The sequence below is a fragment of the Pantoea dispersa genome (assembly GCF_035783935.1).
Taxonomy (GTDB): domain Bacteria; phylum Pseudomonadota; class Gammaproteobacteria; order Enterobacterales; family Enterobacteriaceae; genus Pantoea; species Pantoea dispersa_C.
Map to the genome: position 1 here is coordinate 189,164 of NZ_JALKOV010000009.1, position 13,125 is coordinate 202,288.

Consider the following 13,125-nt stretch of genomic DNA (forward strand, 5'->3'; position numbering starts at 1 on the left):
TTCCTTACGTTGAAGAAGCAGGCGCGGCGCGGCGCGTGCAAAGTAATAACAAGTTCTGACCTTCATCGAGCAACTGCTGCGGCAAAGGATCGGGCAATGCCAGCTGACACTGGGTTTCGCCGTTCCAGCGCACATCCATGCTGGCACCGGCCTCAATGCCGCTCAGCCACACCAGGCCGTCATCATCCAGGATGCCGACTTCACGCCCGTTACTCTGGACGCTGGTACCGAAGGGCGGCCAGCTGCCATCTTCCAGCCGGATGGCGGCCATCGCTTTGATCCCTTTAATCACACCAAAACGCCGGTAACCGATGGCGCCTTCGGTCAGGGTGATCTGGGTCACCGGGCGTGAAGCTTCCACGTTGTCAGCCAGTCCGGTGACATCAATACTGGCGGTGTTGCGGTAGTAGCTGTTCACATCCGAAATCACCGCTTTGCCAAAGAAATTAGTGTACGTATTACTGCCACCACCGTTGACCGGCACGCCGGACACGCCGTCGGTATCGACCATCAGGCGCGTGCTGCCAGGCATACCCAGCCGGTGCAGCGCCGCGCCCTGCGGCGTGAGCGTTAAACCGCCCTGCAGTGACAGACTGGCGCTGCGGTACTGTCCCTGCTGCGCGCTGGCGCTGGCCGTCATGCTGGTCAGGCTGCCCTGATGACTGTAAAACCCACTGAACGACTGACGACGATCGCTGTTGAGGCCCGCGCTCAGGCTGTAACTGCTGTTATTGTCCAGCCGGTCATAAAAACTGGCCGAATGAGTGGTCTGCTTACCGCTGGTTTGCTGGCTGTAACTCAGGCTGCTGTCACCGCCAATCGGCATACTGAAATTGAGGTAAACGCTGTCATCATTTTTGCCGTTATATTGCGTCCGGTTTAGCGACAGACTTAAACTCAGATTCTTAAACCGACCGACATCAAAGTAGCGCGAGGTGGAAAAGCTCCAGCGATCCAGCGGGTCGCGATCCCAATAGGTCTGATGGCTGTAGCTGAGGTAGCTACTCAGGTTCAGGCTGCGAAAGTGCTTGTTGAGCGTAATGGTGTAGAGCTCTTTACTGTTGGAAACCTGCTGGTTGCGATAACGCGCGTCGAGATACTGCGGCAGACTCATGAAGTTGCGCTGCGAAAAACGGTAACCGGCAAACGTTACCTGACCATCAAGTTCTTCAAAGCGTTTGGAATAGCTCAGGCGATAAGAGCCGCCGCTTTTGCTGCCCTGCTGCGGCAAGCCGGCCTGTGACTGAGTGGCATCAAACGAAATGGCGCCCAGCAACAGCAGATCGCGTCCCAGCCCCATCGATAACGCTTTGTAATTGCCAGCGGCCAGCCCGCCGCCGTACATCGACCAGCCGTTGCTGATCCCCCAGGAGAACTCGCCGGTAGCAAACGTGGGCCCCTGCGTTTTGTGCTCTTCTCTGCCGGGTTTGCCGCTGGCGAATTTATAACGCACGCGTCCCGGACGGGTCAGATAAGGGATGGTGGCGGTATCGACGCTGAAGGTCTGTACGCTGCCGTCCTGCTCCTCGACGCGCACGTCAAGCTGGCCGGAGACAGCATCGTTAAGATCCTGAATACGAAAGGGACCTGCTGCCACCTGCGACTCATAAATCACCCGCCCCTGCTGGCTGATAGTGACTTTCGCGTTGGTTTTGGCGATGCCGGTCACTTCCGGGGCATAGCCACGCAGATTAGGCGGCAGCATGTTGTCATCGCTGGTGATCGCTGCGCCAAGATAGCGAAAGCTGTCAAACATGCCGGAGTCGAGATAGTTCTCTCCCAGCGTGGCTTTAGCCTGAATAGCGGGCAGCGGCCGATAGGCGTAAAAACGTGTCCAGGTGAATTCCTGACGGTGGCTGCCATCACCGCGATTTTGCTGCATTTGCCAGTCCGCACGCAGGCGCCAGGCACCAGCGTTAACACCACCGGTGCCGTTGCCGCTCACACTCTGGCTGTTAGCGCCGTATTGCGCGCGCGTGGTGGAAGCAAACAGGTTGTAATCCATTAACAGGCCAGGAACGCCGTTATCCCAGCGCGACGGCGGTTCCCAGTTGGCGGCGCTGTACTCCAGCCATGCCTGTGGAATGGTGATGTTGAGCCGTGATTCACCCAGATTGCCGCGTACCTGCATGCCGGAGATGGAATCCACCGCCAGACACTGGCCATCCTGCAGCCACGACACGTTTTTCAGGACTTCCGGTTTCAGCGCCAGTTTATCCACCATTTCCGGAGTCAGGCAGGGCAGGCTTTCATTGGGTGCATTTTCGGGCGCGTAGTAGCGCACCAGCATTTCCGGAATCTGCGTCTGGTTGACGCGCAACTCCATCATGTATTCGCCCGGCATGATGTAACCCGCCTGGGCAAACTGTGACAGATCGATGTTTTGCCGATCGTTGAGATCAAGAATGTCGGTGTTGAATGACACCGCACCGGCGGCGAAGAGCGGATCACTGTAGCCGAGGGCTAACATTAACGCCACGCTGAGCGGCGTCAGCCTGGTACGCTGCCTGCGTGCGCATGAGGCTGACGCAGTTAATGAAGCCTTTTTCATGGCAAGCGGTGTCCGTAAACCGTGAAAGATCAGTTGTAATTAATATGAAAACGAATCGCGGCGGCGTAACTCCCGCTATGCAGTTGCTGCTGGTTACTGACCAGCGTGAGCCGATAACGCAGATCATGCTGCTGCGTCAGATGTTGATCGATCGGCTGCGCCTCACCGGGAGCAATGGTGTTGCCCTGCGTATCCGTGATCATCAGCTCTACCCCTTTGGCATCGCCATACACAGCAAAACGCTGCTGACCCGGCGGACCATCATGGTCAAAGGTGATAGAAAAGGTGCGTGCCACGCCTCCCGATGCGCTGTACTCCACTGGACAATTCACCAGCTGGATAGAGAAGGGAAAACCTGGCCCTTTACCGTCACGCTGCAGGCGCGCCAGCGGCAACACCCCCATCGCAATGGTTTGTTCAGCATCATCGACCTTAATGGCGCAGGCACCCTGGTGAATGGCGCCGCGTAATGCAACGCGGCCGCGGTCGATCAGCTGCTCGGCGCGGCAGTCATTGATGAAAAGCACCGATGCCGAAACTATCGCCGCAGGCATAAACGACACATCGCCGCAGTTCCTTAAGCGAAAAGATAGAGTGGCGGACCACGAAGCCCGCCAGTCTCTGACCATTACTGATAGTTCAGTGCGAAGTCAGCCACGCTCTGGAATTCGCCCGGGACGATGGTGCTCGAGGCACCGCCACCCTGCAGGAAGGCTGCGAAGGAGAGCTGGTTGTTACCATCCATCAGTTGTTGTGCTGGCGTAGCGGTACCCAGTTCAATTTCGCTGTCGCCGAAATTGATACCAATTGCCGCGCCTGATGCGGTCCCGCTAATTGCGAGCTTGCCTGGAACAGCCTGAGAACCAGTACCAGAGAAAGTTACCGTCACTTCTTTTTTAGTTGCGGCATCGCAGTTCTCCAGCTTGATCTGGAATGGACGCGGCGTAGAACGGCCACCATCTTTCAGCGCCACGTTGGAAATCTGACCCAGCTCAACCGTCTGGTCGATTGAACCCGGCTCGATGGAGCATGGCGCATCAACAATCGCACCTTTAAACGTCACAGTACCGTTACCTTCACCTGCTGCCATCGCAGAACCCGCTACCAGAGACATAGACAGACCTAAAGCCACAACGATTTTGTTCATGTTCATTTGCTGATTTCCATTTAGGTGAATAAAACAAGTAGCGCGTTCTGCGTCGGTCTTATTCAATTTGCTGTGTATAGAAAAATTTAATTACTTATATTTTTCCTGATGGCCGCCCACATCATTTTTGTGGTTGTCGTCCTCAAGTGGGGCCAACGATAGAGATCAATTTCGACCTGCGCAACGGTATTTTCGTTATATATGATCAAAAACAATACTCACAAATCCTTTGTGTTTTAATGGTTATTAAAATCAATAAAAACAATGTATTAACAAAATTCACAGTTTTATGGTGGCGTTTTGATGATTTTAATCAAGGGAAAAAGAAGGTTCATTCACAAGCTGGCGATAATTACCGCAGCTCATTTCACGCAGTAGCTATTTTTTCGCCAGATTAAAACATTATTTATCTCTGCATTCACAACATTGATATTTTTATTGCCTGCCAGCATCGGTAAATAACAATAAAAAAGGTAATCCACCGTCTTTGCGTCATGCTGTGCGCTTACGCCTATCATGCCAGGACCACCCTCGCTATAATTCGAAGAACATTTCCTGAATGAGTACAAGCTTATGATCCGCAGTATGACCGCATACGCCCGCCGTGACGCCAAAGGCAGCTGGGGCAGCGCCGCCTGGGAACTGCGTTCCGTGAACCAGCGTTATCTCGAAACCTATATCCGTCTGCCGGAGCAGTTTCGCAGCCTGGAGCCGGTGGTCCGCGAACGCATCCGCAACCGTCTGACGCGCGGCAAAATCGAGTGCAACCTGCGATTCGACGCCGATGCCAGCGCCCAGGGCGAGCTGCAGCTGAATGAGTCACTGGCCAAACAGCTGGTGCAGGCGGCAAACTGGGTGAAGATGCAGAGTGATGAAGGCGCGATTAATCCACTGGATATCCTGCGCTGGCCCGGTGTGATGACTGCGCAGGAGCAGGATCTGGACGCCATTAATGCTGAACTGCTGGCGGCGCTGGATGGCGCGCTGGACGATTTCATCATTGCGCGTGAAAGTGAAGGCAACGCGCTGAAAGCGCTCATCGAACAACGGCTGCAGGGCGTGACCGAGCAGGTCAGCAAAGTACGTGCACAGATGCCGGAAGTGCTGAAATGGCAGCGCGAGCGTCTGGTGAGCAAGCTGGAAGAAGCCGAGGTTCAGCTGGAGAACAATCGCCTTGAGCAGGAACTGGTGATGATGGCCCAGCGTATTGATGTAGCCGAAGAGCTGGATCGCCTCGATGCGCACGTGAAAGAGACTTACAACATTCTGAAGAAGAAAGAAGCCGTCGGCCGCCGCCTCGACTTTATGATGCAGGAGTTCAACCGTGAGTCGAACACGCTGGCATCGAAATCGATCAATGCGGACATCACCGCCTCAGCGATTGAGCTTAAGGTGTTGATCGAGCAGATGCGCGAGCAGATCCAGAACATTGAGTAATATCTCAGGCGATCTCACTTTGTCTCATCTAAGCTAACCTCACCTCTAATAGCCCGAATTACCGGGCTATTTTTTATCACATTGTCTCATCAGGTATCACTACAGCGCATGTTTAGCGTGTACTTATCTATGTACATAATGACTTTTATGGCATCATAATTATGTACACACAGCACATAAGCAGAGTCATACATGACAAAAATGATAGACATACAAATCAAGGCATGGATTAGAGCTGATGACCTACCCCAGTATTAGATACAACTCTTAGTTAGTAATGTCGGTTTGTTTACCTTCTAATTTTCCATTTCTCCAGCTTGCTGCAAATTCAGCCGGCGTCTGGTATTTCAGCGATGAATGAGGTCTGGACTCGTTATAGTCCTGCCGCCAGCCATTAATGATTTTCCGGGCATGAAAAATATCGCTGAACCAGTGTTCACTCAGGCATTCATCCCGAAAGCGACCGTTGAAACTCTCAACAAATCCGTTCTGCGTTGGCTTACCTGGCAGAATAAGTCGCAACTCCACACCATGCTTAAAGGCCCATTGATCGAGTGCGCGGCAGGTAAACTCCGGGCCATGATCAGTTCTTATTGTCGCCGGATAGCCTCGAAAGAGCGCGATGCTGTCCAGAATACGCGTGACCTGAACCCCTGAAATACCGAAAGCAACGGTGATCGTCAGACACTCCTTCGTGAAATCATCCACACAAGTCAGGCACTTAATTCGACGACCGCTGGCAAGTGCATCCATGACAAAATCCATCGACCATGTCAGGTTCGGCGCATCTGGGCGAAGAAGCGGAAGCCGCTCAGTCGCCAGCCCCTTACGACGTCGCCTGCGCTTCACGCTCAGGCCGTTAAGGTGGTAAATGCGGTATACCCGCTTGTGGTTGACGTGAAGACCCTCCCGACGCAATAACTGCCAGATGCGCCGGTACCCAAAACGCCTTCGTTCGAGCGCCAGTTCTGTTATGCGCCTTGATAAATGCGCATCAGCCGCCGGACGCTGAGCCTCATAGCGGCAGGTCGACAGGGACAAACCTGTTAGCCTGCAGGCACGACGTTGCGACAGACCGGTCGCATCACACATAAACTCAACGGCTTCCCGCTTCTGGTCTGTCGTCAGTACTTTCGCACCAGAGCCACCTGAAGTGCCTCCCTGTCCAGCATGGCTTCGGCAAGCAGCTTCCTGAGTCTGGCGTTCTCTTCCTCAAGCGACTTCAGGCGCTTAACCTCGGACACCTCCATACCACCATACTTTTTACGCCAGGTATAAAAGGTGCGTTGGAAATGGCGTGCTTACGGCAGAGCTCACGGGCAGAAATCCCGGCTTCAGCTTCACGGAGGATACTGATGATCTGTTCGTCGGAAAAACGCTTCTTCATGGAGATGTCCTCATGTGGCTTATGAAGACATTACTAACATCGCGGTGTGTTAATCAACGGGGAGCAGGTCAATAAAATTAGAAAAAAGCGAGAGTAGCATAGCTACGATAAAAAATAAAATATTAAAAGGAACAGGCACCAATACATTACCCAGGAAATATAACCGCATAATTAAAAATTATATTGTTAATCTATTCAATAAATGCAATATGGCGTGAATGGCATCAGTGCGTGTTACAATTAGGTAATACTCTTAGATATAATTTTTTACACTCGTTCAAAAACTAAGTCGATATCCATACATCGCTGTTTATCTGCAAATTTGCAAGGACCATAGATTTTTGCGAAAAACAGGTTATACCGTACTAGTTGTTTTTGATTACCATCAAGCAGTTTTATATTTCGGCAATGGTCGCTTGAATGAAAGTTCAGCTTGACATACACTTGCCCTTAAGGGAGTAAAAGGATAAAGACACAAAAGCTCTGAAAAACAGAGCTTTTGTGTCTTTATCTAGCGATATTTTACCATATGTAGTGATTCATTGATGCTTTGACACTACATATTGTGTTTGTTAAACGAACAGCACTTTCTCTGTTTGAGCATAAACGAGCGTATGAGAAGGATGCTTCAAAGAGATGATAAGGGGGCCATATGCTTTATGCAATTCCTCAACATGCAACTGATTCACTCAAATTGATGAGAATGGTTCTTCAATTGATTGCATCAAACCAAGAAGTATCAAGCGCTTTAAAATCAAGGGTTTACCAAGTAATTAGAGAAGCATCGTCTTTAAACAGCGCTCGTGAGCAATCTTTACATATTCCTACTTTCAGGGAATCAATCTCGCTAGCTGTTGAAATGCAGCATACTCACGCCCTTGCAGAAGTGCTGACTGTTGTAACGAGTGAAGATATGCTTGAGCCCAACCTTGCTAAACATGTTTTAGAGCATATCTAATGCTGGCTTACACTCAGTTAACGCTAGTGCGTAACAAGTTGAGGGAGATTTCTGAATCTCCCTATTTTTCACAAGATTTACATAAATATCTGGTTCAATTAAACAGTGTTGCAGATAAATTATGTGATGATCATGCATCAATAGATGAACAAACAATTGTAATGTGTACTCAATTCATTACAAATGCGGTTAATTTCTTTAATAGCAGCACCACAAAAAAAATACCATATGAGATAGTTTATTGCCTCAATGAGGCATGTCAGCAGTGGATTAGCGATAAGACCCTGATCACTACAGCTCTTTCGCCAGACATTATGGGTTTTTACTTCAAACCTATAAATAAAGAGTTTTATGAATTCTTTGAAAAAACCTTAAATATCTCTTTTGATGCTGAATTAATTCAAATTTCCTTACCAGAAATTTATCGTCGCAGGCCATTATTTTCGACTCCTCTATATCATGAACTAGGACATTACGTTGATATAAGCAGAGGGATTTCTGAAATATCTTCATTCTATTTTAGACAAACAAATAACGGTATATTACCTATTCCAGATGGAAAGGCAAAATGGAATGATAGCGACAGTGATACTTGGTTAAATCATTGCCGAGAATATTTTGCTGATCTCTTTAGTTCGCAATTTGTAGGAAGCAGCGGCATCGACTTGCTTAAAAAATTAGCAGGTGGTGCGTCTTCAAGTTTTACCCATCCATCAACACAAAATAGAATAAAAATAGTCGAGGATTTTTTATCTCAGACTAAAAATCCAGTTGTTGATATGTTTAATGCGGTAATTGAAGCACTACATAAAGATAATAAGTTGTTATGTTCAAATTTGTCATTGCCCTTAACCCAAAAAGACGTAAGTATCGCATTTGATAATGTCAGACCTTTCGAAATTTCTGACAAAAAAGAAATGCATTCCTTTATAGATACTAGTTGGCATTACCTATGTAATATTTGGGATAACCCAACCGGAGTTTGGGCAGGATTGAGTAAAGAGACAATTGAAAAGACTATAAATGATTTAGTAGAAAAGTCGATTAGAAATGTGATGGTGATTGAAAAGTGGGACATATATGCATCTGCTAAATAAAACTGAATTACTCGAGTCTTACGAATCTGATGATCCAAAATCACTATATATCAATCCGTTATTAAACCGAAACCAAATAGGTAATTTTACAATTGATCTACGCCTTGGCTATGATTTTTTGGTTTCAATCATGACAAGAAAACCATCTATAGAATTGTTTCCCTCGAAAAGCCATGAAGTGCATCAGCCTATTAGAACGTTTTTTCAAGAGACTCGAAGAGACATTGGAGACAGATTCATTGTCTATCCTAATCAAGTAGTTTTAGCGACCACACTTGAATATGTAAGTTTCCCTCCAGATTGCTATGCAGATGTTTTGTCCAGAAGCAGCTATACCCGTCTTGGACTTTCATTAAATACAATGATCCAACCTGGATACAGAGGTTGTATTTCACTTGAGTTGTTTAATCATGGTAATACTCCATTAGAACTTATAGTTGGCTCAAGAATCTGTCAAATCAGAATATTTCGTAATGAAGGTGAGGGTAATTATCTTGATCAAGAGGAACAACGTAAATACTTCGGTAACGTTAGACCTACAATATCTGCCGCAGAAAAAGATTCTGAACTAGTTATACTAAATAGAAGCAGAGGTTATGACGAAACTCAATGAAGAAGAACCACCATATTTAAAAGCATTAAAAAACAGTAACTTAGAGCAACAATTTAAGTTACTGTTGGCATTTAAAAATTCTAGTTAATTTTTTCAAAATCTGAATGGCACTATCACATCATCCAGATTCTTATTCTCTCTGTATGAATAAGTTAAACCTGAAATCTTAGATAATAATTCGGGGCTAATTTTTATTTAGTCAGCTAACATCATCAAATGATACTCCTAATTTTTCCTTGAGAACATATATTCCCTCTTCAAGAATATGCGGTTCTTCAAGAGATATTATTTCATCAAGTCGCTCTTGTCTACTTTGTCTGATTTGGCTAAACTAAACATTTGCATTCCTGTATTGTTGAGCATTTATGAATCCTAGAAAGTTTACTCTAAAAATTATCGCTTTAGCACTTACCTTCCAACGTAACATTAATTCATAAATTTTTTTCCAATCAATGCTCCCTACTTTGCTTAAACAGGTCGGAAATTCTTTCGCGAAAGATTCTCGTGGAAACAAGAAAGCGCTAGCAAATATATCAGCCTCTCTCACTGTTTTTGTACACCCAGTTTCGATACCGTCATGCATAATGAGATGACCACACTCATGCACCAGATCAAATCGCATTCGGCAAGCACTTTCCCTGGCTTTATTACGTATCATAATAGGAAATTTTCTACTAACTGATAATGCATCTACTTTATCAAATACACCATCAAAACAAGTGACTATCGCTCCCTGATTTTCCAAGACATTTATCATGTTATCTATTGGAGCATCCGACGTTAAGCCCCAACGAAGACGAGCAACTTCGGCAATTTTCTCAATAATGGGCGGAGTTAACTCTGGAATCTCGCTGTTATTTCTTGAATCAAATTTATTCCCCGGTAAATCCAAATGTTCATGTAACTCCACCACCTACTGCTCAAGTATTGTACTATACGCCTGTACTCTGTCCTTCACTCCTGCTGGAGTCGTGAGTCTTTTACGAAAATGACATTGTTCCGGCTTAACCTCTCCTGAAAGAGGCACGCTAAAGAAGCCAGGAGAAACTTCAAGATACTCTGCTAGCGCATTAAGAACGTCCGTAGCTGGAGCCCGAACGTCACTTTCATATTGATGTATGCTCTGACGAGTTACAGCGACAGCATCTCCAATCTTTTGAAGCGTAACACCCTTTATTAGGCGGGCTAGACGAAGTCTTTCCCCATAAAATTTTAGTGCCATAATTTATAAACTATTTTATCCATCGTTCTCTGCTTTTTTGACTTTCTTTTTAAGAAAGACAGATGCTTTCTCAATTTTAATAGGTTCCGGAAGATCTGCTTCAAATAAACTAATAGCAGCAACACGCTCATCAAGTGGTATCTCCCAACAAGAAACCTGCGTCCCATCAAGGAATCCAGAGAATGTAACACGCTCCACATACCTGAATTCATCAACTTCGATAGCAAAAAACCAAAGGTCACTTGCTACATTACCGATCTCTGGTTCAAGCAAAGACATTTGACTCAAGGCTTCGATAGAAGGGATTAATCGCCGCTCCTCCGGGCTACTAGGCTTTCCTCGATACAAACGTATAAAACGTATAGGGACTGACTCAATTGAAAAAGTGAACTTCCCATCCTTTTTTACAATACCAAGCCACGGCCAATCCCTCTGACGCATAGCTGCACAAATGATCCTTGTACGAGAACATTCATATGCCCTCATCCTTGTAGAACGAGCTGGATCACCAAGATCTTCATCATGCCGATTTATTACGTCATCCCTTACATCTCTTATAAGGGAAGCGAGACGTTTGAGCCGATCCGAGGTGAGAGATGGATTCAATTCCCATGGTTATTTCATACTTAATGGGCCTCTATTTTAAGGATGGGGACCGCTTATATTGTGAAGTACACCCTTATAAACTTGCACTTATCCATATTTGTCAAACAAGATATGAAAAGTCAGCAGAAAACAGACTTGTTAACTAACCTAATTAACAATCTATCTAAAAACAACAATCTAATTTCAAAGTATCGTGTACTTATGAGTGTACATATTTTTAACTTAAAATAAAAAAGCATAAAAATCAATTAGTTAATTAAAACTTCAACATTCAGATTCAACATCGAGTAACACTTATCTCTGTACAGCCCTGCTCAGGGCTTTATCTTTCCTTGCTAACAGCAGCCATTACGCCGGTTTGTATAGCGCCTGGTTGCTGGATCGCATGGTTTTAAGTTGCTGCTCAATTAATTTTATCGTTGGGGCTTTTATCTCCAGCTGTTTCGCCACTTGCGGGAAATGGGCAATGGCATCGACTATTTCTTCAATGCACTGCCGCGCCTCGTGCCACGAAGCGAAACTCGCTTCTGCAGCCAGTTTCTGTATCGCCTTTAACGGGGGATTTTTGCCATAACCGTTAAACGCGGTGGCGTGTTCCCCAAACGGATGCAGGCTGAAAGTCACATCGTAAAACGGGGCCAGAGACCAATTACCCTGATCGTCCTGCAGGAATGACCAGTTTTTACTGTGATCATCCTGATTAAGTGAAAACAGATTAAACAACGCACGACGAAATTGTATTTGCCCGGCGGAAGGACTTTGGCAAAGCACGCTACTTGCCCGAATGAGATCGGCATAATCCAGAGAAGGCTGTCGGAAATCTGCGCCCAGCAATCCGCATGCGCTGTGCATATGTAACCTGCCATTCCATTCAGACCCGCTAACCCAATCAAACCGTTTAAGCCCCAGCCAATAGCGAGCCCCTGATGCGGCAGGGGCTGGCAAGAGTTGCCAGTCAGGCACAGCTAGGCCTGCCCGGGCGGCCATCGTCAGGTACGCCGCTTCACAAAGGCCTTCTTCATGACCCAGAGCGAGATGCCCGGAGGTAAATTTCACCAGCCAGGCTTCATCACCGGGCCTGGCAATGGCCCGACAATGTAGAAAATCGTCGTCAGAAAAATAGAGTTGCGCTTTGGGTCTGGCACCACCTGAACTGCCCGCTGCTACCAATGCACCGAGCACATCATCCGTTTGACCATCAAATATCGCCTGCGCCTGTAAGCCTAATTCGTGCAGCTCAAGCTCGCCCTCGTGGTACGTCTCTTTATAGCTGGAGTGAGGCAAATAACTGAGCGCTCCCATCGCTCTGTCACCCACAAAAGCCAAACGGTCAAGTGCCGTAATTTGCCCGGGAAAAAGGCCATGCTGACGAAACACACGATCCATTAGCAATAACCCCCAGCCATCAGGCAATGAGTCCGCAAACGTGCCAGGCAGGCCGTCATGGGGTTCAGGAGGAGCCGGCTGGACGGACGCGTTCCATTCCAGTTTGAAGGGGGAAAGATTGGCGTACGTGCTGAGATAATCGGTGTGGTACTGGAAAAAAATCCCTGCCCGGTTTTGCGCTAATACACCCACCTGAATTTGCTGGCCATCACTCAGTGTGCGCCATGCTTCCAGCCTGTTAACCGGGGAGAAACTCATCCTTTCAGCACCTCATCGATAGTGGCAGGTAAATGCGTGAGCCGCCTTTGGGGTTCAAGCAGGGTCTGAATACGCGATAAATCGTCCAGGCTTTGCCACAGTAATAACAACTGACGCAGAGAAATCTGACCGGTGGTTTCAAACTTTTTGATGGTGGAGGCTGGAACCGTGCTGCGCTGGGCCAGGTCATCGCGTGACATTTTGCCGGCTTTACGGCGCTGCCGCAGGTATTCAGCAAGATTTTGCTGCACACTGTATCCCGAGAGTAAGCTTAACTGCGCCATAGTGCCTCCATATAGATACAATAGTGTCTCATTATAGTTTTTTTAGCGCAAAAAGGACATCACTGTATCTAAAATTCATTTGCAGCGGGCTGCCAGTCGATGCAGTAGACCAATATTTAATTTTCGCAATGTAAGGATTATTGCCTGAATGATGAACAACTGTGTCTGTTACTGACCGA

Annotated in this window: 12 protein-coding genes and 1 pseudogene; 4 read left to right on the forward strand and 9 right to left on the reverse strand. The window is 47.2% G+C overall.

Features of this window, described 5'->3' with window-relative positions; translation table 11 throughout:
• Positions 1-4: 4 nt before the first annotated feature.
• From MXF20_RS17790 to MXF20_RS17800, 3 genes are all read right to left on the reverse strand, one after another.
• Positions 5-2,470 (reverse strand): outer membrane usher protein, encoded by a 2,466-nt coding sequence (locus tag MXF20_RS17790; protein ID WP_418936861.1) that lies wholly within the window; start codon positions 2,468-2,470, stop codon positions 5-7.
• A gap of 110 nt (positions 2,471-2,580) precedes the next feature.
• Complete coding sequence (locus tag MXF20_RS17795; RefSeq protein ID WP_418936860.1) at positions 2,581-3,114, reverse strand: fimbrial protein; 534 nt, start codon at positions 3,112-3,114, stop codon at positions 2,581-2,583.
• Positions 3,115-3,179: 65 nt separating this feature from the next.
• Positions 3,180-3,704, reverse strand: a complete 525-nt coding sequence (locus tag MXF20_RS17800; protein ID WP_325970579.1) for a fimbrial protein — start codon at positions 3,702-3,704, stop codon at positions 3,180-3,182.
• A gap of 567 nt (positions 3,705-4,271) precedes the next feature.
• On the opposite strand from MXF20_RS17800, the gene MXF20_RS17805 reads away from it, so the two are divergent.
• Entirely contained in the window at positions 4,272-5,135 is an 864-nt protein-coding gene (locus tag MXF20_RS17805; protein WP_325970580.1) for a YicC/YloC family endoribonuclease, read from the forward strand.
• A gap of 267 nt (positions 5,136-5,402) precedes the next feature.
• On the opposite strand, the pseudogene MXF20_RS17810 reads toward MXF20_RS17805, so the two are convergent.
• Positions 5,403-6,522, reverse strand: a pseudogene (locus tag MXF20_RS17810) (IS3 family transposase).
• A 652-nt stretch (positions 6,523-7,174) separates the two neighbouring features.
• Between MXF20_RS17810 and MXF20_RS17815 the strand changes: the two are divergent.
• From MXF20_RS17815 to dcd, 3 genes are read left to right on the forward strand one after another with little or no spacing between them, the layout of a single operon-like run.
• On the forward strand, positions 7,175-7,480 hold the full coding sequence (locus MXF20_RS17815; protein WP_325970581.1) for a hypothetical protein: 306 nt from the start codon (positions 7,175-7,177) through the stop codon (positions 7,478-7,480).
• Positions 7,480-8,577: a hypothetical protein gene (locus MXF20_RS17820; protein WP_325970582.1), complete on the forward strand. Its 1,098-nt coding sequence runs from the start codon at positions 7,480-7,482 to the stop codon at positions 8,575-8,577. Before MXF20_RS17815 ends, MXF20_RS17820 begins: the two co-directional genes overlap by 1 nt.
• Positions 8,561-9,190 (forward strand): dCTP deaminase, encoded by a 630-nt coding sequence (gene dcd / locus MXF20_RS17825; protein WP_325970583.1) that lies wholly within the window; start codon positions 8,561-8,563, stop codon positions 9,188-9,190. Before MXF20_RS17820 ends, dcd begins: the two co-directional genes overlap by 17 nt.
• A 331-nt stretch (positions 9,191-9,521) precedes the next feature.
• Here dcd and MXF20_RS17830 read toward each other — a convergent pair whose 3' ends face one another.
• The 5 genes from MXF20_RS17830 to MXF20_RS17850 all read right to left on the reverse strand — a co-directional run bounded on the left by MXF20_RS17830 (position 9,522) and on the right by MXF20_RS17850 (position 12,946).
• Positions 9,522-10,103, reverse strand: coding sequence for an ImmA/IrrE family metallo-endopeptidase (locus MXF20_RS17830; RefSeq protein ID WP_325970584.1), 582 nt, complete (start codon positions 10,101-10,103; stop codon positions 9,522-9,524).
• Positions 10,104-10,412 (reverse strand): helix-turn-helix transcriptional regulator, encoded by a 309-nt coding sequence (locus tag MXF20_RS17835; RefSeq protein WP_325970585.1) that lies wholly within the window; start codon positions 10,410-10,412, stop codon positions 10,104-10,106.
• 15 nt (positions 10,413-10,427) lie between these two features.
• Positions 10,428-10,853, reverse strand: a complete 426-nt coding sequence (locus MXF20_RS17840; protein ID WP_325970586.1) for a hypothetical protein — start codon at positions 10,851-10,853, stop codon at positions 10,428-10,430.
• 513 nt (positions 10,854-11,366) lie between these two features.
• Positions 11,367-12,662 carry a type II toxin-antitoxin system HipA family toxin gene (locus tag MXF20_RS17845; RefSeq protein WP_325970587.1) on the reverse strand — a complete coding sequence of 432 codons (1,296 nt, stop codon included), beginning with the start codon at positions 12,660-12,662 and terminating at the stop codon, positions 11,367-11,369.
• Positions 12,659-12,946, reverse strand: a complete 288-nt coding sequence (locus MXF20_RS17850) for a transcriptional regulator (protein WP_325970588.1) — start codon at positions 12,944-12,946, stop codon at positions 12,659-12,661. Before MXF20_RS17850 ends, MXF20_RS17845 begins: the two co-directional genes overlap by 4 nt.
• Positions 12,947-13,125 lie beyond the last annotated feature (179 nt).